Here is a 24617-nt window from a genome sequence, read left to right as displayed (position 1 = left end):
TCTGGACGTTACCGGACGTCCTCGGAAGAGCCTCTGGAGCGGGTAGCGGGAATCGAACCCGCCTAGCTAGCTTGGAAGGCTAGAGCATTACCACTATGCTATACCCGCGTCTCCAAGGTCGGCGGCGATTGCCATTTCGGCCCGCATTCGTCAAGCGTCGACGTCGGATCGGGCGGGGGCAGCGGGCCGGCGCCGCGATTGAGAACATCATGGCAACATGATAGGATGGGCGCGTGAGCGAGGGCAGCGACAGCGGTGCGGAGGGCGCAGGCGGCCCGGTGCGCAAGATCATCCATGTCGACATGGACGCCTTCTACGCTTCGGTCGAGCAGCGCGACGACCCGGCCTTGCGCGGAAAGCCCGTTGCGGTCGGTGGCTCATCGCGGCGCGGCGTGGTTGCCGCCGCTTCTTATGAGGCTCGAAAATTCGGGGTTCGCTCCGCAATGCCGAGCGTCACCGCCAAGCGGCGCTGCCCCGACCTAGTCTTCGTCCCACCGCGCTTCGACGCCTATCGCGAGATTTCACACCAGATCCGCGCCATCTTTCGCGACTATGCCGACGAGGTCGAGCCGCTGGCGCTCGACGAGGCCTATCTCGACGTCACGCGCGACAAGGCCGGACTGGGCAGCGCGACCGCCGCGGCGCGTGCGATCCGCGCCCGTATCCGCGCCGAGACCGGCCTCACCGCGTCAGCCGGCGTCTCCTACAACAAGTTCATCGCCAAGCTTGCCTCCGACCAGAACAAACCCGACGGGCTGACCGTCATTCCGCCGCGCCGGGGCGCCGCCTTCGTCCAGACGCTGTCGATCCGCCGCTTTCACGGCATCGGCCCGGTGACGGCGGCGAAGATGGAGGGGCTCGGCATCTTTTCCGGTGCCGATCTGGCGGCGAAGGACAGGGCATGGCTCGCCGCGCATTTCGGCAACAGCGCCGAATGGCTCCACAATCTGGTGCGCGGGATCGACCATCGCCGCGTCAAGTCGAACCGGCCGCTCAAGTCGCTCGGCGGCGAGCGGACCTTCTTCCACGACCTGATCGCCGACGTCGAGATCCGCGAGGCGCTCGCGCATGTCTGTACCGTCGTCTGGGACCGCGCCGCCAAGCGTCATGCGCGCGGCCGCACGGTAACGCTCAAGCTGCGCTACGCCGATTTCCGGACGATCACGCGGGCGAAATCGGTCCCCTTCCCCATCGGCGACGGCGCGGCGTTGCTCGCGGTGGGCGAGGCGATCCTGGCCCCGCTGCTGCCCGTCGAGCAGGGCATCCGCCTGCTGGGGGTGACGCTGAGCAAGTTCGAGGGGGAAGAGGAGGAGGAAGCCCCCGCCGCACCTAGTGACCTGCTCAGTCTTATCTGACCGCTAGCGCGGGCGCGAAGCGGCGGATCGCCACCTGCATCTTCGGTGACATCGCCTTGAAATCGCAGCGGATCAGCGGCTCGTCCATTTCCTGAATCTCGTCCCGAAAAGGTGCGCCAACGCGGTAAAGCGCGCGATCCGTTTCGACCCGCTTGATGCGGAAATAGCCCGCGCCGTCGTAGCCGCCGAACTGCATCTGGGTGAAGCCGTCCGGCCCCGCGCGCGTCTGCGTGATCGGTTCGAGTTCGGCGGCGGGGCCCATGCTGCCGTTGGGGCCATAATAATAGAGCGCGCCCCAGCGCGTTCCGTCGAAGACATAGCCGTGATGCACCGTGGCGCATTTTTCGGTGTCGTTAGTCCAGAAACCCGGCGCGATCGGCAGTTCGATCGCAGGCTGTGCCCCGGCCGGCGTTCCGTTCATCAGCGCCGCGGCGGCGATCATTCCCAAAGCGCGCATCCATCCCCTCCCCACCCATGGTCGAACGTGACGTCATGGTGGCGGAATCGCTGCGGGCGATCAACCCGCGTCGGCGAACCGCCGCTCCTTGGTCGCGGTGAAGCGGATGGCGGGGTGGCGCTGCGTCACATAGCCGACCTCCCACGCGTCCTTCGCCATGAACACCGGCGCGCCATCGCGGTCGGCCGCGCTCGCGCCACGATGGTCCGACTGAAAGGCCTTGAGCGCCGCCGGATCGTCGCTCGCGATCCAGCGCGCCGTGTCCCACGGCGATGCCTCCAGCTTCGCCTCGACCTTATATTCGGCCTCGAGACGGCTGATCAGCACGTCGAGCTGCAACTGGCCGACGACGCCGACGATCATGTTCGACCCGATTTCGGGATAGAAGACCTGGATGATCCCCTCCTCCGCCATGTCGTCGAGCGCCTTTCGGAGCTGCTTGGTCTTGGTCGGATCGACCAGCGCGACGCGGCGCAGGATTTCGGGCGCGAAATTGGGCAGGCCGGTGATGGTAACGTCGCTGCGTTCCGACAGCGTGTCGCCGACGCGCAGCGTGCCGTGGTTGGGAATGCCGATGATGTCGCCGGGCCACGCTTCCTCGGCCATTTCGCGGTCCTGCGCGAGGAACAGCATCGGGCGGCTGATCGCGATCGCCTTGCCCGTCCCGCCCTGCGTCAATCGCATGCCGCGCTCGAACTTGCCCGAGCACAGGCGCATGAAGGCGATGCGGTCGCGGTGCGCGGGGTTCATGTTCGCCTGCACCTTGAAGATGAAGCCGGTGACGGCATCGTCGTCGGGGCGCACGGGCGCAGGCTCGGCGGGCTGCGGCTGCGGCCCCGGCGCATGCGCGGCGAGTGCGGCGAGCAGGTCGACGACGCCAAATTCCTTGAGCGCCGACCCGAAATAGACTGGCGTCAGGTCGCCGCCGCGATAAGCCGCCGCGTCGAAGGGCGCATAACCCGCCGAAGCCAGTTCGATCTCTTCGTTGAACTGGTCGAGCGCGCGCGAGTCGACCGCCGCCGCCAGCTTCGGATCGTCATGGCCGGCGAGCGCGATCCGCTCGCCCTCGAATGCGCGCGAAGCTTCCTTGCCCGGGACTGCCAGCGACGGTTCGACGAGATCGTAGAGGCCGGAGAAGGTTCCGCCCATCCCCACCGGCCAGTTCATCGGGCAGACGTCGAGCGCGAGCCGGTCGGCGACCTCGTCGAGCAGTTCGAAGGGCGACTGACCTTCGCGGTCGACCTTGTTGATGAAGGTGACGATCGGCACCGATCGCAAGCGGCACACTTCGAACAGCTTCAGCGTCTGCGGCTCGATGCCCTTGGCGGCGTCGATCACCATCACCGCACTGTCGACCGCGGTCAGCGTGCGATAGGTGTCCTCGCTGAAATCCTCGTGCCCCGGCGTGTCGAGCAGGTTGAAGACCAGCCCCGCATGCTCGAAGGTCATCACCGACGATGTGACCGAGATGCCGCGCTGCTGCTCGATCTTCATCCAGTCGGAGCGCGCGCGCCGCGCCTGCCCGCGCGCTTTCACCTCGCCCGCCATGTGGATCGCGCCGCCCGCGACGAGCAGCTTTTCGGTCAAGGTGGTCTTGCCCGCGTCGGGGTGCGAGATGATGGCGAAGGTGCGGCGGTCGGGACGGTTCTGGGACATGGCGCGGGCGGTTAGCAGGGTGCGGGGCGAGTGGAAAGGGGCTGGCGCCGCCGCCATCGCATAGGCAAGAGCGGACAATGCGAAACTCCCTTCTTGCCCTCGCGCTGATCGGCGCGCCCGTCGCCGCGCAGGATTCACCGTTCATCGGCGAATACGGCCTTGCCGAAGGCCCCGACGTTGGCGGCGGCCTGCTGATAAGGAACGACGGGCGTTTCCAATATGGGCTCGCTGCGGGCGCGCTCGACGAACGCGCCGAGGGGCGCTGGGAAGCGCGCGGGGCCATGATCTGCCTGACCACCGACCCCAAGCCGGTGCCGCCGACGATGTCGAAAGGCACGACCGGCGAGATCGACGGCGCGGTGCCCACCATCCTCGTCACCTGGCCGAACGGCCGGACCATCGCAGGCGTCGATTTCACGATCGGTTTCGACAGCGGCGCGCCGATCGACGGCTACACCCAATATGACGGCTGGACGATGCCCGACGACGACCCGCGCATCCCGCGCTGGATCGAGGTGCGCGAGCCGATTTACGGCATCACCGCGCCGCGCTTCGACCTGACCGGAGCCGACGGCGGCAAGCTGCGCGTGATCATCGAACCCAACGACATCGGCGTCGTCGATTTCGAGGGTGCGTGCGCTGAGCGCACCGAGCGCGGCCTGACATTGCATCGCGCCGAGGGCACCATGCGGTTCGTGCGGGTGGGTGACGAATAGGGCCTATCGACATATGGCGAATCACCCGCGACATTTTATTTCAAAGTATACGAAAGTCACACGACGTCCCCCTCCATTTCGTCTCCTGAGCCGGGCTGAAGCCGTGGCGGAAGGGAGGAGAGAGGGCGAACGGAGCGGCGCATCGCGAAAGGGCTATCATGCCCCGATATTAGGAAAGCGCTGCGGTTCCGGGAGTAGCGCCCGCCCTTCACCTTCGTCATGCTGAACTTGTTTCAGCATCCATGGCCGGGACTCGAAATCGGCGCCGCGCCGAAGGAAACGGCAGACCATGGACCCCCGGATCGGGTCCGGGGCAGGCTCTGAAACAGGTTGGGATATGTACCCTTCAGGCAAGTAGGGAGCTGTTCCCCGGCGAAAGCCGGGGTCCACGGGGGGCAGCGTTGTGCCATCTGAACCCCGGCTTTCGCCGGGGAACAGTGACTTGTCGAAAAGGGATAATTGCCAAACCGGTTCAGGGTGACGAGAAAAGGAATATCGCGCTTCGGCCGATACCTGGCATTCCACGAAATTTGCGCAGAGGCGCAAAGATCGCAGAGATGAAGCGCGCGCGCCTCTGCGATCTTTGCGCCTCTGCGCGAATCCGATTCAAGGTTGGCGCCCATGACCGCTATCGGTCGTTTCCAGCCGTCGCCATCCGATCTCCCCTCCCCCTTGCACTCGCCCCACAAATGGGTCACATCCTTACGTGAACGTAAAGGTAAAGCAGCCCCGAGAGGATTTCTTCCCCATGACCGACCTTCCGACCTTCGACACGATCAAGCTTGCCGTCGCCGACGATGTCGCGACCATCACGCTGAACCGGCCTGAGCGGCTGAACTCGATGCCACCGGCGATGGCCGACGATATTCGCGCGGCGCTCGACTGGATGGGCGTGCTCGGCGCGCGGGCGCTGCTGATCACCGGCGAAGGGCGCGGCTTCTGTTCGGGCGCCGACCTGGCAGGCGACCGCAGCGCGTCGGCGGTCGGCGGCGGCGCTAACAGTCGCAAGGCGCTGCGCAACCATTACAATCCGATGCTGCTCGCGCTCGCGAACCTCGACATTCCCGTCGTCACCGCGGTCAACGGCCCCGCCGCCGGCGTCGGATGCAGCTTCGCGTTGTCGGGCGACTTCACCCTCGCGGGCAAGAGCGCCTATTTCCTCCAGGCCTTCGTCAACATCGGACTCATCCCCGACGGCGGATCGTCGTGGCTGCTGCCGCGGCTGATCGGCCTACCGCGCGCCACGCAGATGATGATGCTGGGCGAAAAGATTCCGGCCGAGCAGGCGGCAGACTGGGGCCTGATCTACAAGGCGGTCGCGGACGACGCCCTGATGGCCGAAGCCCAGGCACTGGCGAAGCGCCTTGCGAGCGGCCCGACGGTCGCGCTCGGCACGATGCGCCAGGTGCTGCGCGGCGGGCTGACCCAAAGCTATTCCGATACGCTCGATGCGGAGGCGATGGGCCAGTATCGCGCCGGCAACAGCGCCGATGCGGTCGAAGGCGTCGCGGCCTTCCTTCAGAAGCGCAAGGCCGCGTTCAAGGGGCAGTAAGCCCTTCACCACCGAATCCGGCATTGTCGTCATTGCGAGCGCAGCGAAGCAATCCAGAGCGGTTTACGCACACTCTGGGTTGCTTTCCTCGGATCAGGTCCGGGGCAGCAATGACGGAGAAGTGAAAGATTCCGGACGCTTCATCGTGATGCCGCCTGATACTTCGGCGGGATAACGTCCGTTGCGACGCCCCCGTCACTCGACCGCGTAGGTCACGCCATATTTCAGCGCCTCCTCCAGCGTCAGGCAGCGGCGGGTCGACTTGTCCGCCCCGCTGCCCTTGACCGCCTTTTGCCGATACATCACCTCGGTCAGCAATTTGCGCGACACGCCCATCCGGATCAGGAAGTCGTTGTCCTCGCTCGCCAGCAGCGCGCTGTCCTGTTCGACGTCGCCGATCAGTTCGGTGGTCGCATCGGTGCCCATCGCCACGCTCTGGTCGATCGCGGCGCGGTCGCCGGTGCTGGTGAACATGTGGACGATGAACTCGCCGCCGGGTTCGATGATTCGCGGGGCGCCGCCCATGAACACGAAGTTGCAGGCGCTGAAGCAGGCCCAACCGCTGGGGATGCGCGTGCCGAGACCGGTGTTCGACCGGATGATGCGCCCCGCAGCATTGCCCGCGCGCGCGTCGCCGCCGGGCGAACGCAGCCAGATCTCGCTGACGTCGGGGTTGGCCTTCAGCGCCGCGGCGAGGCGTTCGGGCAGGCCCGGATCGACCCGCCCTTCGGCCAGCATGACCTTCATCCGACCACGCGTCTCGACGGTCAGCGTCATCGTCGCATTGGTCGACCAGTTGGGATTGAGCGGACAGGTGGGGTTCAGTGGGTCACGCTCGGTCGCCGCGGTCAGCGAGGTCAGCGCCAGTGCCCCCGCCAGCACGCGGGACAGGTCAGGCAGCCAGGACATAGCGCGCGTCGTCCGGCCCCTTGCACATCCGCTTCGTGACGCGCGTCTCTTCCCCGTCGACGATGATGAAATCGTTGACGGTCATACACTTGCGGCCGCCGTCCTCCTGATTGATCGACGCGACGGTCGACGAACCGCTGACATTCTCGCGCGTTTCGCTGGTCCAGTTCGACGTCGCGCCCACCGCCTCGCCGCGCGTGACCTCTTCGGTTGCCTGCGCCGCCTGCACCTGTTCGGCGGGATCGAGCCGGCAGGCGATCGCATCTGTCAGCGTCCCGCTCACCTCCGCGATCGGCACATAGCTGTAGACGCCGGCCCTGCTCGCCGCGTCGCCGACGGCATCGCGGATCACTCCGCCCAATATGCTGCGCCCGACGCCGCTGCCCTTCTTGCCCTTGGGACAACCGCCATTGTCGTCACTGCTCGGGCTCGGTGCCGGCGTCGTCACTTTGCGCAGCAGGCCGCCGAACTGCGCCTGGGCCGGCCCAGCGACCAGCATGCACGCCGCGAGAACCGCCGGGCCTTCGAATAGCTTCCGCATCGCCCTATTCCTTGTCGCGCCCGAAACGGGCAAACTGCGCGATCCCATTGGCGTCGATTCATGCCACCCACTGTGATTTTCATCAACCTTTCCCGAATCTCATCCAGACAGGTTGAATTAAGCTGGAATATGTCACAGTAACGCCGCCATGCTCTCGCAAAAGACCCGCTACACGATCCGCGCCTTTCAGCATCTTGCCGACCATTGGGGCAAGGGGCAGGTGCAGCTTGCGGATATTGCAGACGCGCAGAACATCCCGCCCAAATTCCTGACCGTCATCCTGTCCGAGATGGCGCGCGAGGGGCTGCTGATCTCGCAGCGGGGGCGCGATGGCGGCTACCAGCTCGCGCTGCCGCCGGTCGACATCAGCTATGGCGACCTCGTCCGGCTGACGCGCGGATCGCTAGCGCTCGTGCCCTGCGCGGCGCGCAACGCGCACGAGCATTGCAAGAACTGCCTGCCCGAAAGTGAATGCCGGCTGCGCAGCCTGATGCTGCGGGTGCGCGACGACACCGCCTCGATCCTCGACCGCATCACGCTCGCCGATCCGATCATGCTGGAACCGCTATTCGAGAAAGAGGAACTCGCGCTCTGACGTCCCCTGTCAGTTTCGCAAGAAAAAGACCCGCATGCTGTCGCATCGGGCCGTTTCCGGGTCGGGTTGTCGAAATGGTGGAGCCTACCGGGATCGAACCGGTGACCTCTACAATGCCATTGTAGCGCTCTCCCAGCTGAGCTAAGGCCCCGCGCCATTTCGGACGATCGCTCTGGGTGATGCGATCGGGACGCCGCCTTTACCAGCGCGTGTCCCATATGCAAGGGGCCAAATGCATCGCGCGATGCTTTTTTGGCCCCATGCGTCCGATTGTCAGTTTTCGTCGTCCTCGTCGTCGCCGGTCGCGACGCCCAGATCGTCGTCGCCGCCCAGATCGACGTCATTGTCGGGCGAATCGCTGTCCTCGTCGACATCGACGTCCAGATCCAGATCGTCGTCGGCCGCCTCTTCCTTGGCCTTGCCGGGCTTCTCGACTTCCTCGAACGGCATCGGCTGCTTCGATTTCAGCACCGATTCCGGAATCCAGGCATAGCCGCAGTTGATGCAGGTGACCGGGTCGTCGTTGGTCAGATCGTAGAATCGCGTCGCGCATTTCGGGCAGCTTCGCTTCGCGCCCCATTCAGCCTTTACCATAGAAGCCTCGTAACCCTTTGAAGGAATAAGATAAATTTCGGAGAAAGGGCGGCACCGGAACAGCCACCCGCCAAATCGGCGTGCGCCTTGCCAGATTGTTTGCCCGCTGTCAAAAGCCGCACGCCATGACAGACCCCAACCCCAGCCCGCGCGCCTTTTCCGCTTCCGCTCCGCTGAAAGGTAAGATCGCGATTCTCGGCGACAAGAGCATTTCGCACCGGGCGCTGATGCTGTCAGCGCTGGCGGTCGGCACGAGCCGCGTCACGGGGCTACTCGAAGGGCATGACGTGCTCGCGACGGCGGCGGCGATGCGCGCGATGGGCGCGAGCATCGAGCGGACGGGCGACGGCGAATGGGTAATCGACGGCGTAGGCGTAGGCGGCCTGCTCCAGCCGCGCGAAGCGCTTGAAATGGGGAACAGCGGCACCTCGACGCGCCTCCTGATGGGCCTTGTCGCGAGCCATCCGATCACCGTCACCTTCACGGGCGACGCCAGCTTGTCGAGCCGCCCGATGGGACGCGTCATCGACCCGCTGTCGCAGATGGGCGCGGACATATCGGCCTCGCCCGGCGGGCGCCTGCCGCTGATGGTCCGCGGCCTCGCGCCGGCGATCCCCCTCGCCTACCGCCTGCCGATGGCGTCGGCGCAGGTGAAGAGCGCGGTGCTGCTCGCGGGACTGAACACGCCGGGCATCACCGAGGTGATCGAGCCCATCCCGACGCGCGACCATAGCGAGCGGATGCTGAAGGGCTTCGGCGCCGACCTGAACGTCGAGACCGACGGCGACGGCACCCGCCGCATCCACATCCGCGGCGAGGCCGAGCTTCGGCCGCAGACGATCGCCGTCCCCGGCGACCCCTCGTCGGCGGCCTTCTTCATCGTCGCGGCGCTGATCGTGCCCGGATCGGACGTCGTCATCGCCAATGTCGGCCTCAACCCCACGCGCGCCGGGCTGGTCGAGGTGCTGCAGGCAATGGGCGGCGATATCGAACTGCTCGACCCGCGCGAAGTCGGCGGCGAGCCGGTCGCCGACCTGCACGTCCGTCACAGCGCGCTGAAGGGGATCGAGGTCGATCCCGCCATCGCGCCGAGCATGATCGACGAATATCCGATCCTGTTCGTCGCCGCCGCGCTTGCCGAAGGGCGCACCGTCACCACCGGCCTCGACGAACTGCGCGTCAAGGAGAGCGACCGGCTGGCGGTGATGGCCGCCGGTCTCACCGCCATCGGCGCGCAGGTCGAGGAAAGCGCGGACGGGCTGGCAATCGACGGCACCGGCGGCGACCCGCTGCCCGGCGGCGCGACCATCGCCGGCCACCTCGACCACCGCATCTGCATGAGCTTCGCGGTCGCGGGCCTCGTCGGCAAGGCACCGGTGACGATCGACGATATGGGCCCGGTCGCGACCAGCTTTCCCAATTTCGAGGCGCTGCTCGAAAGCCTGCAGGCATGATCGTCGCCGTCGATGGTCCCACCGCTTCGGGCAAGGGGACAATCGCGCGCGCGCTGGCGGCGCATTTCGGGCTGCCGGTGCTCGACACGGGGCTTCTCTATCGCGCCGTCGGCTATCAGACGCAGCTCGACCATGGCGATCCCGACGATGCGGACGATGCGCTCGCCGCGTGCGATTTTCCCGACAGTCTGCTGAACGATCCGGCGCTGCGCTATGAAAGCACCGGCAGCCTCGCGAGCCGTGTGTCGATCCATCCCGCGGTGCGGGCGGCGCTGTTCCAGCGGCAGGTCGATTTCGCCAACCAGCCGGGCGGCGCGGTGCTCGACGGACGCGACATCGGCACGGTGATCGCGCCGCACGCCGACGCCAAGCTGTTCGTGACCGCCACGCCAGAGGAGCGGGCGCGGCGGCGCCATGCAGAGATGCTGGGGCGCGGCGTCGAAGTCACCTATGACGCGGTGCTCGCCGACATCCATGCCCGCGACGCGCGCGACACCGGGCGCACCGACGCACCGCTGCGCCGCGCGGCGGATGCACTGCTGCTCGACAATACGACGCTGGACCGGGATGCGGGCATCATGGCAGCGATCGCATTTGTCGAGGATAAAGTCGGGAAGCGGGGCTGAAAGAAGATATTCGCGCAGAGGCGCAGAGATCGCAGAGGGTAAAGTGAAAAGGATTCACGCGGAGGCGCGGAGAGATGGCGCTTGCCGCGAAGCGGCTTTCTTCTGCAACCTATCTGGAACCGCGATGCGGGGGAGCAAGAAGGGCCTATCGGCCCAAACCATAATCTCCGCGCCTCCGCGTCTCCGCGTGAACCAAAATCCTCTGCGATCTCTGCGCCTCTGCGCGAATATCATCTGCTCCACCATTCAAGGCTCAGCCGTCTCGACCGGCACGCCCTTTTTCCTTGCCGAAAACCGCCTCCCCGCTTATATGCGCGCCGTCCGACGGGCGGTTTGCCGGTCGAGGCACGGATGAACCGTCGCTCCCACCGGAGCGTCGGGCGTGACGGGGCACCCTCGTCGCGCCCTTTTTGCTTTGCCCGTGGCTCACCTTGCGAGGCGCCCCGACGACGTCCTGTTTCGCATTCGGCGGGCAGGACGGTTCGGCCACAAGACCAGCGGACCCAACCGCTTGGCCGGAAACATGTGAAGTAAGGAAATCATCTATGGCCTCTACGGCTTTTCCGACGCGCGACGATTTCGCCGCGATGCTCGATGAATCGCTGGGCGGCGCCGACGGCGGCTTTGAAGGCCGCGTCGTCAAGGGCACCGTGACCGCGATCGAAAACGACCTGGCAGTGATCGACATCGGCCTGAAGAGCGAAGGCCGCGTGGCGCTTCGCGAATTCGCGATGCCGGGCCAGAAGGCCGACCTGAAGGTCGGCGACGAGGTCGAAGTCTATGTCGACCGCGTCGAGAACGCCAATGGCGAAACCATGCTGTCCCGCGACCGTGCTCGCCGCGAAGCCGCCTGGGACCGGCTGGAAGAAGAATTCAACAAGGAAGCCCGCGTCGAGGGTGTCATCTTTGGCCGCGTCAAGGGCGGCTTCACCGTCGACCTCGGCGGCGCGGTGGCCTTCCTTCCGGGTTCGCAGGTCGATATCCGCCCCGTGCGCGACGTCGGCCCGCTGATGGACCTGCCGCAGCCCTTCCAGATCCTGAAGATGGACCGTCGCCGCGGCAACATCGTCGTGTCGCGCCGCGCGATCCTCGAGGAAACGCGCGCCGAACAGCGTTCGGGCCTGATCCAGAACCTGGAAGAAGGTCAGATCATCGAAGGCGCGGTCAAGAACATCACCGATTACGGTGCGTTCGTCGACCTCGGCGGCATCGACGGCCTGCTCCATGTCACCGACATGAGCTACAAGCGCGTCAACCACCCGAGCGAGGTGATCAATATCGGCGACACGGTGAAGGTGCAGATCATCCGCATCAACCGCGACACGCAGCGCATCAGCCTAGGCATGAAGCAGCTTGAGGCCGATCCGTGGGAAGGCGTCGCCGCCAAATATCCGGTCGGCGCCAAACTGAAGGGCACCGTCACCAACATCACCGACTATGGCGCGTTCGTCGAGCTGGAGCCGGGCATCGAAGGGCTGGTCCACGTCAGCGAGATGTCGTGGGTCAAGAAGAACGTCCACCCCGGCAAGATCGTTTCGACGAGTCAGGAAGTCGACGTCATCGTCCTGGAAGTCGACAGCGACAAGCGCCGCATTTCGCTGGGCCTCAAGCAAGCGCAGTCGAACCCCTGGGGTGCCTTCGCCGAAGCGCATCCGATCGGTTCGGTCGTCGAAGGCGAAGTCAAGAACGCGACCGAGTTCGGCCTGTTCGTCGGTCTGCCCGGCGACGTCGACGGCATGGTCCATATGTCGGACATCGCCTGGGGCATCTCGGGCGAGGAAGCGCTGCATCTCCACCGCAAGGGCGAGCAGGTGCAGGTCGTCGTTCTCGACGTCGACGTCGAGAAGGAACGCATCAGCCTCGGCATCAAGCAGCTTGAAAAGGGTGCTCCGGCGGTCGGCGCCGGCGCCGGCTCCGGCTCGCTTAAGAAGAACGAGACCGTCACCGTCACCGTGCTCGAAGTCCGCGACAACGGGCTGGAAGTGCAGGCCGGCGACGACGGCGCGACGGGCTTCATCAAGCGCGCCGACCTGGGCCGCGACCGCGACGAGCAGCGCCCCGAGCGCTATCAGGTCGGGCAGAAGTTCGACGCGATGGTCACCGGCTTCGACCGTTCGAAGAAGCCGACCTTCTCGGTCAAGGCGCTGCAGATCGCCGAAGAGAAGCAGGCCGTCGCGCAGTACGGCTCGTCGGACTCGGGTGCGTCGCTCGGCGACATCCTCGGCGAGGCGCTGAAGGCCGGCAAGAAGGACTGATTTCCTCCTTTCGCGCCAGAGCGAAGAAAAGGCCCGCAGAGTGTCCCTCTGCGGGCCTTTTTCTTTCGGCGATAGATTTTGACGGGATAGCGATTCGTGATAATCTCGGCGCCGCGTCGGGAGGGGTCCTACGCATCGTCGCCGGCAACGGCCGGATAACCCGCGTCCGCGGGATGCGCGTGGCACATTTAGGGGAAGCAGATGATCCGGTCAGAACTGGTTCAGAAGATCGCGAGCGAAAACAGCGATTTGCGCCTGGAGGAGGTCGAGAGGATCGTCGACGCCTTCTTCGATTCCATCATCGAGCAGCTCGCTGCGGGCGGACGGGTGGAATTGCGTGGTTTCGGCGCCTTTTCGACGCGCGCGCGCGAATCGCGAACGGGGCGCAATCCCCGCACCGGGACGCCGGTCGCGGTCAAGGCGAAGAACGTCCCCTATTTCAAGCCCGGCAAGGAAATGCGCGAACGGTTGAACGACTGAGGGGGTCACATCTTACGGCGGTTGGCGATGTGCTTGCCTCAATTCTTGAGCCGATATCCCGTCCGGAACACCCAGAAGATCACCGCAAGGCACAGCGCGAGAAAGATCGCGACCGCGCCCATGCTGACGCCGATGCCGACATCGCCGCGGTCGAAGAAGGTCCAGCGGAAGCCGCTTATCAGATAGACGACCGGGTTGAACAAGGTCAGCGCGCGCCACGCGGCCGGCAGCATGTCGATCGAATAGAAGGCGCCGCCGAGGAAGGTCAGCGGGTAGACGACAAGCAGCGGGATGACCTGCAACTGCTCGAAGCTTTGCGCCCAGATGCCGATGATGAAGCCGAACAGGCAGAAGGTCACCGCCATCAGCACCATGAAGGCGGCCATCAGCAACGGATGCGCAACCTGGACATCGACGAACAGGTGCGCGGTCGCGAAGATGATCGCACCGATGATAACCGACTTCGTCGCCGCCGCCCCGACATAGGCGATCAGCAGTTCGAGCGGCGACATGGGCGACGAGAGCATCTCGTAGATCGTCCCCGTCCATTTGGGCATGTAGATGCCGAAGCTGGCGTTGCTGATGCTTTCGGTGAACATCGTCAGCATCATCAGCCCCGGCACGATGAAGGCGCCATAGGGCACGTCGCCGACCGCGCTCATCCGGCTGCCGATCGCCGAGCCGAAGACGACGAAATAGAGCGTCGTAGTGATCACCGGGAGCAGCAGGCTGGTCCAGAAGGTGCGCCCGAAGCGCGCCATTTCGAACCCGTAGATGGCGCGGATGCCGCGGAAATTCCCGATCATGCCGTGGCCCCCTGCGCGCCCGCGTCGTCGCTTTTCGATTCGTGGACCAGCCCGACGAAAATCTCCTCGAGCGAGCTTTGCCGTGTGTGGAGGTCGCGAAAGGGAATGCCAAGATCGCTCAACCGCCGCAGCAGCGACGGGACGCCGGTCGCCTCGGCCTGGCTGTCGAATTCATAGACGAGTTCGTGCCCCTCGCCCGCGAGTTCGAGCGACCAGTCGTCGAGCCCGGCGGGAAGGGCGGCCAGCGGCTCCGACAGGTTGAGCGTCAGCGTCTTGCGGCCCAGCTTCTTGATCAGCGCGTCCTTGTCCTCGACGAGGATGAGCTTGCCCTTGCTGATCACCCCGACGCGGTCGGCCATCTCTTCAGCCTCCTCGATATAATGGGTAGTCAGGATGATGGTGACGCCGCGGTCGCGCAGGCCGCGCACCATGTTCCACATGTCGCGGCGCAGTTCGACATCGACGCCCGCGGTCGGTTCGTCGAGAAAGAGGATTTCGGGTTCGTGGGACAGCGCCTTGGCGATCATCACGCGGCGCTTCATGCCGCCCGACAGTTCGAGAATCTTCGCGTTCCGCTTGTCCCACAGCGACAGGTCACGCAGCAGTTGCTCGATGAACGCCGGATCGCGCGGCTTGCCGAACAGCCCGCGCGAGAAGCTGACCGTCGTGATGACCTTTTCGAACGCGTCGGTATGAAGTTCCTGCGGCACCAGCCCGATCATCGACCGCGCGGCACGATAGTCGCGCTGGTGATCGTGCCCGCCGACGGTCACCGCCCCCTCGCTCGGCGTCACGATGCCGCAGACGATGCCGATCAGCGTCGTCTTTCCCGCGCCGTTCGGTCCCAGCAGCGCGAAGATCTCGCCTTTGTCGATCGTCAGGTCGACGCCGCTCAGCGCGCGGTGGCCGCTCTTGTAGGTTTTGCCGAGGTTGGAAATCTGGAGCACGGCCGTCATCGCGCCGGTCTAGCCGACCCCGTTCGCCGGGTGAAGCGGCAAAGATCGCTTGACCTCCCCTCCCCCTTCGGCTTGACCGGCGCACGGCACGCGGACGTGGCGGAATCGGTAGACGCAGCAGACTTAAAATCTGCTATCCATCTGGGTGTGCGGGTTCGAGTCCCGCCGTCCGCACCAGCGAGGAGAGGCAGGTCATGAAGGCTGGCGGCAACGGCGCGCGGTTCGTCCCGGCCGGGCTTCTGGCCCTTTTGCTTGCCGGTTGCGGGCTGTTCGGCGAGCGCGGGCCGGTCCGCGTCGCGGCGATCGGGCCGCTCAATCCCGCCGCCAATCCGGCGAACGGCGAATTGTCGGCCGCCAATGCCGCACTGCTCGATGCGACCGCGCAGGGGCTGGTCAGCTATGATGGAGAGGGGCAGATCGACGTCGGCCTCGCCGAGCGCTGGACGGTGACCGGCGACGGGCTCAGTTATATCTTCCGCATCCGCGAGGCGAAATGGAGCAACGGCCGCAAGGTGACGGCCGAACGCGTCGCCGCGATCCTGCGCACCTATCTGTCGCCGCGCAGCCGACATGTCCTGCGCGACGATTTCCCCGAGATCGAGACGATCAAGGCGATGACCGACAGCGTCATCGAAATCCGCCTCGCCGCGCCGCAGCCCGCGATTCTCGAACTGCTCGCCCAACCGTCGATGGCGATCGTCGACAAGGATATGGGCTGGGGACCGATGCGACCGAAACGGCATGGCCGCGCGATGCTGTTGTCGCCCGTTCCCGATCCGCTCGCGGAGGACCCCGAGGAGGCCGAAGAAGCCGCCAACGATCCCGCCGCCTCGATCGAACTCGTCGGAACGTCGCCCGCAGGCGCGCTGGCGCGGTTCAAGAACGGCTATGCCGACGCGGTGATCGGCGGGCGCTTTTCGACGCTGCCCTATTTCGTCGCGTCGAATATCGGGCGCTCGCGCCTTGTCGTCGATCCGGTTCCCGGCCTGTTCGGGCTGGCGTTCGTGCGCGCCGAGGGATTTCTGGCCACCGACGCCAACCGCGAGGCGCTGGTGCGCGCGATCCGGCGGCAGCGGCTCGTCGATGCCTTCGGGCTCACCGAATGGCAGCCGCAGATGACGCTGCGCCCGGCGCTTTACCGTCGCGACGGCGGCCCGGCGCCGCTGCTGCCCGCGTGGGCCGATTTCGACGACGATTCGCGCCTGATCCAGGCGCGGCGCGTCGTCGACCGCTGGCGCGCGGCGCGCGGCGACATCGCGCCGCTGCGCATCGCCGTGCCCGATTCGCCCGGCGGGCGCATCCTCTTCGCCTATGTCGCCGCCGATTTCGCGGCGATCGGGGTGCCGAGCCGCCGCGTCGACGCCGACGCCGAAACCGACCTCAAGCTGATCGACGAGGTGACGCCCAACGACGATGCGCTGTGGCCGCTGCGCCGACTGTCGTGCCGCAGCGACACGCTGTGCAATCGCGAAGCGCAGGCGCTGATCGACCGTGCCGCGCTCAACGACGACCCCGCTCTGCGCGCGGCGCAGATCGCCGAGGCCGAGGCGGTTCTCGCCCGCTATGTCCCCTTCATCCCGCTCGCGACGCCGCTGCGCTGGTCGGTCGCGTCGCAGCGGACCACCGGACTGCGCGCCAACGCCCGCGCCCAGCACCCATTGAATCGCCTGATCGCCGCCCCCACCTGATCGGACGGCGCCCAGCTTCGGGCGCTTGCTGAAAGGACCCCGATGGCCCCTTCGTCCCCGAATACCGACGCGATCTTCGAGGCGCTGATCCCCAACCGGCGCGATCCGGCGGCGCTGCGCAAGCGCGTCGAGACGCTGGAAATCATTCTGGAACGCAGCTTCACCATCCCCGGTATCAACCGGCCGGTCGGGCTCGACGCGATCGTCGGCCTCGTTCCGGTGGTCGGCGACGCGATCACCGCGGTGATGGGCGCCTATATCATATGGGAGGCGCGCAACCTCGGCATGTCGAAATGGCAGATCTGGCGGATGATCGGCAATCTGAGCGTCGACACTGCGCTTGGCGCGATCCCGCTCGCGGGCGACGCCTTCGACCTGCTGTTCCGGTCGAACACGCGCAACCTGAAGATCATCAAGAAGCACCTCGACAAGCATCATCCGGGCACGGTCGTCATCGACCAGTAAGAGCGGTAACTGATCCGACGCATCGGTCGCCCCTTCCCTCGCGGTGTGTGATGATGCTAGCACAGCATCAGCCAAAGGATGCTTCAGGGGAGATGATGATGATCCGCGCCAGCCTTGCCGCGCTTGCCCTAGCCTGTTCGCTGTCCGCCGCCGCCCCGGCCGCGGCGGAAGAAGAGGATCGTTGGCTGTGGCTCGAGGAGATCGAGGGGGCGAAGGCGCTCGACTGGGTGAAGGCGGAAAATGCCGCCACCGACAAACTGATCCTGTCGCGCCCTGGCTTCGAGGCGGATCGCCGGCGCGCCCGTGCGATCCTCGACGACGAACGCCAGATCGCCATGCCCGACGAGGTGATCGGCGATGTCGTCACCAACCTGTGGCGCGATGCGAAGAATCCCCGCGGCCTGTGGCGCCAAAGCCCGCTCGACGCCTGGCTGGCGGGCAAGCCCGAATGGCAGGTGCTGATCGACGTCGACGCACTCGGCAAGGCGGAAGGAAAAAGCTGGGTCTGGCACGGGGCCGACTGCCTCGCCCCCGAATATCGCCGCTGCCTCGTCTCGCTGAGCCCCGGCGGCACCGATGCCGACGTCGTGCGCGAATGGGACCGCACGACCGGCCGCTTCGTCGACGGCGGCTTCGCGCTGCCGGAAGCAAAGAGCAATGTCGCGTGGGAGGATGCCGACACGCTGCTGGTCGCGACTGACTTTGGCGCGGGCAGCATGACGGCTTCGGGCTATCCGCGCATCGTCAAACGCTGGAAGCGCGGCACGCCGCTGTCCGATGCCGCCGTGGTGGCCGAGGGCGAGACGAGCGACGTCAGCATGGCGCCCTTCACGCTCGTCGACGGCGACCGGCTGTGGACGCTGATCCGGCGCGGCAAGAGCTTCTACACGACCGACTATCTGATCCCGAGCGCCGACGGATCGCGCTTCGTCACCGCGCCGATCCCCGACACCGCCGACCTGCGCGACGTGCTCGGCGGACAGGCGATCGTCTTCCTCAACAAGTCGGCGGGCGCGATCGCCGAAGGCTCACTGGTCGCGATGTCGCTTGCCGACATGGCAGTGGGGCGCCAGACGGCGATGGTGCCAGTGATGACCCCGACGCGCGCGCAGGCGATCGAGGAGGTCGCGGCGAGCGATAACCTGCTGTGGGTCAAGGCGCTCGACGATGTCGAGGGCAAGCTCTTCGCCGTGCGCCGCGATGCGGCGACGGGCGCCTGGTCACAGCGCGAGGTGCCGCTCGCGACCAATGCGACGGTCAACCTCGTGAGCACGATCGGCAAGCGTGATATCGCGCTGGCGACCAGCGAGACCATGCTCGACCCGCCGACGCTGTATGCCGTCGCCGAGACCGGCGCGGCGCAAACGGTGCAAAGCCTGCCCGCCACCTTCGATGCGGCGGGCATGACGGTCGAAAAGCGCTTCGCCACCTCGAAGGACGAAACGAAAATCCCTTATTTCCTCGTCCGCAAGACCGGTACGAAGGGGCCGGTCCCGGCGCTGGTCCATGCCTATGGCGGCTTTCGCGCGGCGCAGACGCCGGGCTATCTGACCGGCCAGCCCTATCGCGCAGGACCGCTGGGCCTGTTCTGGGTCGAGGACGGCAACGCCTATGTGCTCGCCAATATCCGCGGCGGCGGCGAATATGGCCCCGCCTGGCATCAGGCGGCGCTGCGCGAGAAGCGCCAGAACAGCTTCGATGACCTCCACGCGGTCGCCGAGGATCTGGTGAAGACCGGGGTCAGCGCAAAGGGTGGGATCGCGATTTCGGGCCGGTCGAACGGCGGCGTGCTGGTCGGCGCGGCGATGACGCAGCGTCCCGACCTGTATGGCGCGGTGATCTCCGGCTCGCCGCTCAAGGACATGAAGCGCTATTCGCACCTGCTCGCGGGCGCATCGTGGGTCGCCGAATATGGCGATCCCGACAAGGCGGAGGACTGGGCCTTCATGGCGCAATATTCGCCCTATCAGAATGTGCGCGACGGCGTCTCCTATCCGCCGATCTTCCTCTACCTGTCAACCAAGGACGACCGCGTCCACCCCGGCCACGCGCGCAAGTTCGCTGCGAAGCTGGAGGAATACGGCAACCGCGTCTATTACCACGAATATCTGGAGGGCGGTCATTCGGTCGGTGCCGATCACGCCGAGGATGCCGTGCGCGCGGCGATGCTCCACGCCTTTCTGCTGCGCGAACTGGAGGAGAGGAAATAGAGCCGGAAACGCCGCCTGGCGCGCTTTCCGGAACCGACTGCGCGCTGCGGAGGCGGACGCCAGCTACAGACGATCCATGCGAAGCCAGCGCCGGTCGCCGAGCCACGCCTTCGACAGCGCCCGGTCCGCGGCCGCGGCTTCGAGCCTGCGACCGCGCGCGGACTCGCTCCGACCGAGCCCGTAAAGCGCCCAGCCGTTGTTCGGCGTCCGCGCCAGCGCGCCGCGAAATGCCTCGCTCGCCTCGTCGTACCGCCGCGCCTGGAACAGCGCCGCGCCGAGCGATTGCCGGACCGGATAATACCAGAAGGTCGGCTCCTGATAGGGCAGGCCGTCCTCGATTTCGATCGCCTGCCGATAGAAAGCGATCGCCTCGTCATGGCGGCCGAGCGATGCCGCGAACCGGCCGCGCGCGACCCGTTCGGCCAGCATCACCAAATCCGTCGCGGGCAGGCCCTGCTCGATCAGGTCGGCCAGCGCGCCCGACGTGCGCAGCTTCGCCATCGCGGCCATTTCGCCTTCGAATCCGGCACGATCGCGCAGCGCGGCATAGGCGGCACCGCGCGCATAATGGCGCATCGCGGTCGGATAGGGCAGGCGCGCATCGGGCGCGACCATCGCCAATATGGCCTTCGGATCGGCGAACTGCGCCATCGCGAAATAGGGTGCCGCATCGATCGCCTGAATCCAGCCGATCCGCGCCGAGGTCGCGGGGTCGAGCACGCTGCGCAGGCGCCGGGCCTCGCGGACCGCGGTGCGCATGTCGCCCGCCATCTGCGCCGAGGTGACGATGAAGTGAACATTGTGCGGATAATAGCCATAGCGCACCAGACCGTCGTCGCCCGCGCTGCGGATAAAGGCTTCGTCCGCGCGCGCCGCGGCGACGTTGACGCGGATCGAATCGGCGTGCCGGCCGCGCAGCTGATAGATATGCCCCGGCATGTGGACGAGATGCGCGGCGCTCGGCGCCAGCGGTTTCGCCAGCCGGTCCGCCGCCGCCTCGGCCCGCTGCGGATCGCGCGCCTCCATCAGATGGATATAGAGGTGGTTCGCCTGGACATGGTCGGGGTTGCGGCGCAGCACGATTTCGATCAGCCGCACCGCTTCGCCAATGCGGCCCACCGGTGTTTTTCCGTCGGCTTCCCAATAGTTCCACGGCGTCGTATCCATCGCCGCCTCCGCCGCGAGCACCGCGACATCGTCGTCGCCCGGAAAAGCGCGCGCGACACCGAGCATCGCATCGGCGTAGCCGGCGTCGAGCGCGGCGCGATCCGCGCCGGCATCGCGCGAATAGCGATGCGCGACGGCTTCTATCAGCGCCCGCTCCATCGGCGACGCCGCGGCCCGCAGCACCATCGCCCGGTCCATGGCATCGAGCGCCGCCGTGCGGTCGCGCTCGTCCATCGGCGCGTTGATGTTCGGCCCCAGCGCCACCGCCTCGCCCCACCAGCAGAGCGCACAGTCCGGGTCGCGGCGCTGCGCCTCGCGGAAGGAACGCACTGCGCCGGCATGGTTGAAGCCGTAATTGAGGAGCAGGCCCTGGCTGAAATAACTTCGCGCCTGCGCATCGCGTGTCGAGACGGGAAATGGTGATGCGGCAAGATCGGGATAGAGCGGAATCGGCCGCACCTGGCTGGCGGGCGCCGCCATCGCCGCCGCGACGAGCAGATTCTGCGCCAGCGCCGACCCCGCGCGCTGCGCCCCGCAGTTCAGTCCGGCGAGCCGGCTCGGGTCGAGCGCGTCGAGCGCCGCGGTCGAAAAGCCCGGCAGGGGCGCGAAGCTGGCGAGCGAAAAGCCGATGCCGACGATCGCGGCCGCCTTGAACGGATGACGCATCCCGATCCCCTCCCCCCGAAGGTGAATATCGCAGCAATCTATCACGAAGGGGGGCCGCTCAAAAGAGTGGCGGTGTCATTTCAGCCGATGGGATGGCGAAGGTCTTGGTGGCAGGTTGCGCGCGACGGTGAAGAGGAAGAAGCGGGCAACGGGCGGGCGCTGCTTGGCCGCGCCCTGATAGACGCGGACATAGACCTCCTGCCGCAGATCGGCGACCTCCGACGCATCGGGCCAGACGCGCCGCAGATAGGCGGTCAGCGCGCCTTCATAGGGCAATATCTGCTCGGCAAACCATTGATCGAGATCGTCCATTGCGCCCGCGAATCCTCCCTCGCGCGAGGGTGTGCGGAAATCGGACTATGTCAAGACGCTGGGAATCGGAGGCGGAGACTATCCCGCTTTCTTGCCCGGAAGGGGCACGACATTGCCCGTGCCAGCCGCTCCGTTCGCGCAATAGCGCCCCCATGCGGCCATCAGCTTCACGCGCGCGCCCGGCTGGTCGGGGGTGCCAAGATAGGTTGTGCGGCGATAGGCGGCCTGCACCGCATCTGGCGTCTTGTGGGCCAACGCCGCCTCGACCACCGCATCGGCAAAGCCTTCGTTCGCCGCCCAGTCGGTGAAGGCCGAACGGAAGCCGTGGACGTGATATGGCTCACTCATGTCGCGCATCACTTTCAGCAGCGTCATGTCCGACATCGGCTTGCCGGCCACCCCGGGGAACACGACATCGCTCCCTGCCATCCTGAACGCCGCCGCCTTCGCAAGCACCGACAGAGCCGCGTCGGAGAGCGGAACCATGTGTGCCTTGCTCCGCTTCATATGATCGGCGGGAATGGTCCATAGACGGCTCTCAAGGTCGAATTCTGCCCATGTGGCGAGGCGCACTTCCTGCGAACGAACAGCAGTCAAGATGAGTAGGTCCAGCGCCATCCGCCCAAACGACGGCTTGCGCCGCAACGCCACCATGAAGGAAGGCACCGCGACATAGGGCATCGCCTTACGGTTCGCGCGTTCCTTCACTTGCCGAGGCAGGCCGCGCCCGGCTTTCAGGCTCCCATTACCCGATGGGGCTTCGGCAGAACGCCAGCCCTTCGCATGGGCATAGTCGAGAACGGCGCAAATCCGGTTGCGGACCTGACGCGCTGTTTCGGGAATGTCCTGCCAGATTGGCGACAGCGCGTTGATGATATCGGGCGAGGTGATGCCGCCGGTCGGAATATCACCCAATTTCGCGAAGGCGTGGTTTTCGAGACTAGCGAGCCACTGGCGAGCATAAACGGCGCTTTTCCAGCCCGCCTTGTTCTCGGCATGATACTGCTTAGCTGCTTCGCGGAACGTCACCTTGGCGGCGGCTTCATCTTTCCGTTCCGCCAGAACGTCGCGCCGTTCGACCTTGACCGCCTTGCGTAGCCCGCCAGCTTTCTCGCGGGCTTCCGCCAGCGTCAGCAGCTTGGCGCTGCCCAACCCCATGTCCTGCCTCTTGCCGTCGCGCTGCAAGCGCAGGAGCCAATAGGCCCCGCCGTGCTTGTCCACCTTCAGGAACAGCCCGTCTCCGTCCTGATAGGTGCCGGGATTAGTCAGGGCCGCCTTGACCGCTATCGCCGTGAGTTTACCCATCGGATTCTCTCCCCACACTTTGAGGCGTCAAAATGTGGGAGCAAGCCGATCTCTCCCCACATTTCTCCCCACACTACGCTTCGGCTGCACACGAACGGCAGCGGATGCGAGCGGAAAGCCGCAGGCATAATATGCTAGGTTTTCTGGGATTTCTAGGGACTTTGACGGAAGTCCCCGGAAGGAAAAATGGTGGACAGGGCTGGATTCGAACCAGCGTACGGGAAACCCGGGCAGATTTACAGTCTTACACAACGCAAGGTTTTTCTAGTATTTTCTATTCTGTGTTACATCTATGTTCCACCTAGCAGCGACGCATGGGCGGCGTTGACGAGCGCGGCATCACCCTCGGCGTCCGCCAGCAGGTGTCCGTAAACGTCGATCGAAAGCTGGACGCTGCTATGCCCCAGCCAGGTGGTGAGCCGCTTGAGATCAACGCGCTGTTTAATCCAGCCGCTGGCGCAGGCGTGGCGTAGGGCATGGAAACCATATTTCGCCACCATCACCGGATTGCCGTTATCGTCCAACTTAGGTTCGCCATTCTCGACGACCGGATCGGCGACGCCGGCTGCGATCTGGACGGGAGCAAACTTATCCCGGAGCAAGTCGTTGTAATTCTGCACGCCGCCTTTGCGGTTCGGAAAAGCCAAGTCGTGCTCGCTCAAAGGACACGCTAATTTCCATTCGCGTAAAACCGCTACAAGTGCGCCGGGAATTGGAATTGTGCGATATCCGGCTTTTGACTTGGGCGGTCCAAGGTCATTGTATCGGTCAGCTCGCTGATTAACGCTGATTGTGGCATTTTTGAAATCGACATCCGCCCAGCGGAGGCCGCGCAGTTCAGACGCGCGCAGGCCAGTCAGGATTGCCGTCAACAGCAGCGGCTTGAAATTTTCGGGGGCATGATCGAGCATCGCGCGCAATTCGGCAGCCGTCGGAATTTCAGCCTTGGGCTTATCTCGTGTTGATCTCTCGACCTTCACATTAGCCGCTGCGTTCAGGGCCGTTAAACCGCGCCGCTGGGCCTCGCGAAGCACTGACGACAGGGCGCGCACGATTTTGGCGGCCATGGCGGGGGAGCGCGTTTTAATCAGCTCATCCCGGAACGCCGCAACTTTGGGCTGGGTGAGACGGGACAGCTTCTCGGCCCCGATCAGCGGCGCGATGTGGAGGTCGGCAAGCTGCCGGTACTGCCTCAGGGTCCCCCTTTCGCGCCCCTTGCTCTCCGCCGCTGCAATCCATATCTCGCAGGCTTGGGCAACGGTGATGCTCTGGCTGTCAGCGGTGTGCGTGCCCTGCGAAACCTGCCACGCCGCGCTTGTCAGCCACGCGTCTGCATCGCGCTTGCGGCTGAACTGCTTAAACCTCCGCGCCCCGCTGCCGTCGCGGTAATCCACGATCCAGGCCGTCTTTTCCTCGCCCTTGGGGGAGAGCCAGGTGCGCTTTCTAATCGTTGCCATTCCGTTCTCCTACGTCGAATCGGTCCGACCGATCCAGAACAAGTCAATCTAATTGCGTCAAGACGTGCTCATACGGCGGTATTGCGTTTCACTTCGGATGCTACGCCCTTGCCGCGCGAATTCCGCGCAATACTATGGTGGTGGGTCATCCATCGGGGGTGGCTAAATCTTGTGGAAAGGTCGAAGAATTGAGTGAATTGAAGAACGACTTGCTCGACGGAGCCAAGGCGGCAGCGGACTATCTCGGGCTTCCCGCGAGAACCGTTTACCACCTCACAGCAGAGGGCCGGATTCCAGCGATTCGGATGGGCGCAAAGCTTTTGTTTCGGAAATCGGAGCTTGAACGCGCCTTCACGGCAGCAGCGGCCTAATCAGCAACAAAAAATGCCGGGCCG

General features: G+C 65.6%; 23 protein-coding genes and 3 tRNA genes. 13 read left to right on the top strand and 13 right to left on the bottom strand.

Going from position 1 to position 24617, the window contains the following annotated elements; translation table 11 throughout:
- Positions 1-34: 34 nt before the first annotated feature.
- Positions 35-108 (bottom strand) — tRNA-Gly (locus ABS88_RS02370).
- A 125-nt stretch (positions 109-233) separates the two neighbouring features.
- Between ABS88_RS02370 and dinB the strand changes: the two genes are divergently transcribed.
- Positions 234-1355 carry a DNA polymerase IV gene (gene dinB, locus ABS88_RS02365; RefSeq protein WP_067184251.1) on the top strand — a complete coding sequence of 374 codons (1122 nt, stop codon included), beginning with the start codon at positions 234-236 and terminating at the stop codon, positions 1353-1355.
- Here dinB and ABS88_RS02360 read toward each other — a convergent pair.
- Positions 1348-1812 (bottom strand): hypothetical protein, encoded by a 465-nt coding sequence (locus tag ABS88_RS02360; RefSeq protein ID WP_148650873.1) that lies wholly within the window; start codon positions 1810-1812, stop codon positions 1348-1350. The genes dinB and ABS88_RS02360 overlap by 8 nt on opposite strands.
- 60 nt (positions 1813-1872) lie before the next feature.
- A complete protein-coding gene (locus tag ABS88_RS02355; RefSeq protein ID WP_067184256.1) occupies positions 1873-3468 on the bottom strand; it encodes a peptide chain release factor 3 in 1596 nt (531 codons plus the stop codon).
- A 77-nt stretch (positions 3469-3545) separates the two neighbouring features.
- On the opposite strand from ABS88_RS02355, the gene ABS88_RS02350 reads away from it, so the two are divergent.
- A complete protein-coding gene (locus ABS88_RS02350; protein WP_067184259.1) occupies positions 3546-4184 on the top strand; it encodes a hypothetical protein in 639 nt (212 codons plus the stop codon).
- A 748-nt stretch (positions 4185-4932) separates the two neighbouring features.
- Positions 4933-5736: an enoyl-CoA hydratase-related protein gene (locus ABS88_RS02345; protein ID WP_067184262.1), complete on the top strand. Its 804-nt coding sequence runs from the start codon at positions 4933-4935 to the stop codon at positions 5734-5736.
- Between the two features lie 195 nt (positions 5737-5931).
- Here ABS88_RS02345 and ABS88_RS02340 read toward each other — a convergent pair whose 3' ends face one another.
- Positions 5932-6645, bottom strand: coding sequence for a COG3904 family protein (locus ABS88_RS02340; RefSeq protein WP_067184265.1), 714 nt, complete (start codon positions 6643-6645; stop codon positions 5932-5934).
- Positions 6629-7186, bottom strand: a complete 558-nt coding sequence (locus tag ABS88_RS02335) for a hypothetical protein (protein ID WP_067184267.1) — start codon at positions 7184-7186, stop codon at positions 6629-6631. Before ABS88_RS02335 ends, ABS88_RS02340 begins: the two co-directional genes overlap by 17 nt.
- A 148-nt stretch (positions 7187-7334) precedes the next feature.
- On the opposite strand from ABS88_RS02335, the gene ABS88_RS02330 reads away from it, so the two are divergent.
- Positions 7335-7781, top strand: coding sequence for an RrF2 family transcriptional regulator (locus ABS88_RS02330; protein ID WP_067107506.1), 447 nt, complete (start codon positions 7335-7337; stop codon positions 7779-7781).
- 75 nt (positions 7782-7856) lie between these two features.
- Here ABS88_RS02330 and ABS88_RS02325 read toward each other — a convergent pair.
- Both ABS88_RS02325 and ABS88_RS02320 read right to left on the bottom strand, forming a co-directional pair.
- A tRNA-Ala gene (locus ABS88_RS02325) sits at positions 7857-7932 on the bottom strand.
- A gap of 122 nt (positions 7933-8054) precedes the next feature.
- Positions 8055-8375, bottom strand: a complete 321-nt coding sequence (locus tag ABS88_RS02320; protein WP_067107503.1) for an FYDLN acid domain-containing protein — start codon at positions 8373-8375, stop codon at positions 8055-8057.
- Between the two features lie 125 nt (positions 8376-8500).
- Between ABS88_RS02320 and aroA the strand changes: the two genes are divergently transcribed.
- From aroA to ABS88_RS02300, 4 genes are all read left to right on the top strand, one after another.
- Positions 8501-9829 carry a 3-phosphoshikimate 1-carboxyvinyltransferase gene (gene aroA, locus ABS88_RS02315; protein WP_067184269.1) on the top strand — a complete coding sequence of 443 codons (1329 nt, stop codon included), beginning with the start codon at positions 8501-8503 and terminating at the stop codon, positions 9827-9829.
- Positions 9826-10455 (top strand): (d)CMP kinase, encoded by a 630-nt coding sequence (gene cmk / locus ABS88_RS02310; RefSeq protein ID WP_067184272.1) that lies wholly within the window; start codon positions 9826-9828, stop codon positions 10453-10455. Before aroA ends, cmk begins: the two co-directional genes overlap by 4 nt.
- Positions 10456-11000: 545 nt before the next feature.
- A complete protein-coding gene (rpsA, locus tag ABS88_RS02305; RefSeq protein ID WP_067107495.1) occupies positions 11001-12710 on the top strand; it encodes a 30S ribosomal protein S1 in 1710 nt (569 codons plus the stop codon).
- Positions 12711-12911: 201 nt separating this feature from the next.
- A complete protein-coding gene (locus ABS88_RS02300) occupies positions 12912-13190 on the top strand; it encodes an integration host factor subunit beta (RefSeq protein ID WP_067107492.1) in 279 nt (92 codons plus the stop codon).
- Between the two features lie 38 nt (positions 13191-13228).
- Here ABS88_RS02300 and ABS88_RS02295 read toward each other — a convergent pair whose 3' ends face one another.
- Both ABS88_RS02295 and ABS88_RS02290 read right to left on the bottom strand, forming a co-directional pair.
- Positions 13229-13996, bottom strand: coding sequence for an ABC transporter permease (locus ABS88_RS02295; protein ID WP_067184276.1), 768 nt, complete (start codon positions 13994-13996; stop codon positions 13229-13231).
- Positions 13993-14952 carry an ABC transporter ATP-binding protein gene (locus ABS88_RS02290; RefSeq protein WP_076075705.1) on the bottom strand — a complete coding sequence of 320 codons (960 nt, stop codon included), beginning with the start codon at positions 14950-14952 and terminating at the stop codon, positions 13993-13995. Before ABS88_RS02290 ends, ABS88_RS02295 begins: the two co-directional genes overlap by 4 nt.
- Before the next feature lie 90 nt (positions 14953-15042).
- Between ABS88_RS02290 and ABS88_RS02285 the strand changes: the two genes are divergently transcribed.
- From ABS88_RS02285 to ABS88_RS02270, 4 genes are all read left to right on the top strand, one after another.
- Positions 15043-15129, top strand: a tRNA-Leu gene (locus ABS88_RS02285).
- 17 nt (positions 15130-15146) lie between these two features.
- Positions 15147-16640: an ABC transporter substrate-binding protein gene (locus ABS88_RS02280; protein WP_076075708.1), complete on the top strand. Its 1494-nt coding sequence runs from the start codon at positions 15147-15149 to the stop codon at positions 16638-16640.
- Between the two features lie 42 nt (positions 16641-16682).
- Entirely contained in the window at positions 16683-17105 is a 423-nt protein-coding gene (locus ABS88_RS02275; protein ID WP_076075710.1) for a DUF4112 domain-containing protein, read from the top strand.
- Between the two features lie 98 nt (positions 17106-17203).
- Complete coding sequence (locus ABS88_RS02270; RefSeq protein ID WP_076077904.1) at positions 17204-19315, top strand: prolyl oligopeptidase family serine peptidase; 2112 nt, start codon at positions 17204-17206, stop codon at positions 19313-19315.
- 63 nt (positions 19316-19378) lie between these two features.
- On the opposite strand, the gene ABS88_RS02265 is transcribed toward ABS88_RS02270, so the two are convergent.
- The 4 genes from ABS88_RS02265 to ABS88_RS02250 all read right to left on the bottom strand — a co-directional run bounded on the left by ABS88_RS02265 (position 19379) and on the right by ABS88_RS02250 (position 24222).
- Positions 19379-21148 (bottom strand): tetratricopeptide repeat protein, encoded by a 1770-nt coding sequence (locus ABS88_RS02265; RefSeq protein ID WP_083675097.1) that lies wholly within the window; start codon positions 21146-21148, stop codon positions 19379-19381.
- 75 nt (positions 21149-21223) lie between these two features.
- Positions 21224-21460: a sigma factor gene (locus ABS88_RS02260; RefSeq protein WP_104959549.1), complete on the bottom strand. Its 237-nt coding sequence runs from the start codon at positions 21458-21460 to the stop codon at positions 21224-21226.
- A 78-nt stretch (positions 21461-21538) separates the two neighbouring features.
- A complete protein-coding gene (locus ABS88_RS02255; protein ID WP_234002621.1) occupies positions 21539-22783 on the bottom strand; it encodes a tyrosine-type recombinase/integrase in 1245 nt (414 codons plus the stop codon).
- A 272-nt stretch (positions 22784-23055) separates the two neighbouring features.
- Positions 23056-24222 (bottom strand): tyrosine-type recombinase/integrase, encoded by a 1167-nt coding sequence (locus tag ABS88_RS02250; RefSeq protein ID WP_286748955.1) that lies wholly within the window; start codon positions 24220-24222, stop codon positions 23056-23058.
- A gap of 134 nt (positions 24223-24356) precedes the next feature.
- Here ABS88_RS02250 and ABS88_RS02245 point away from each other — a divergent pair, with 134 nt between their 5' ends.
- Positions 24357-24593, top strand: a complete 237-nt coding sequence (locus ABS88_RS02245; RefSeq protein WP_082737179.1) for a helix-turn-helix domain-containing protein — start codon at positions 24357-24359, stop codon at positions 24591-24593.
- Positions 24594-24617 lie beyond the last annotated feature (24 nt).

The sequence above is a fragment of the Sphingopyxis sp. SCN 67-31 genome, assembly GCF_001725095.1.
The sequence above is the reverse complement of the archived record's forward strand: the minus strand, read 5'-3'. Positions and strand labels throughout refer to the sequence as shown.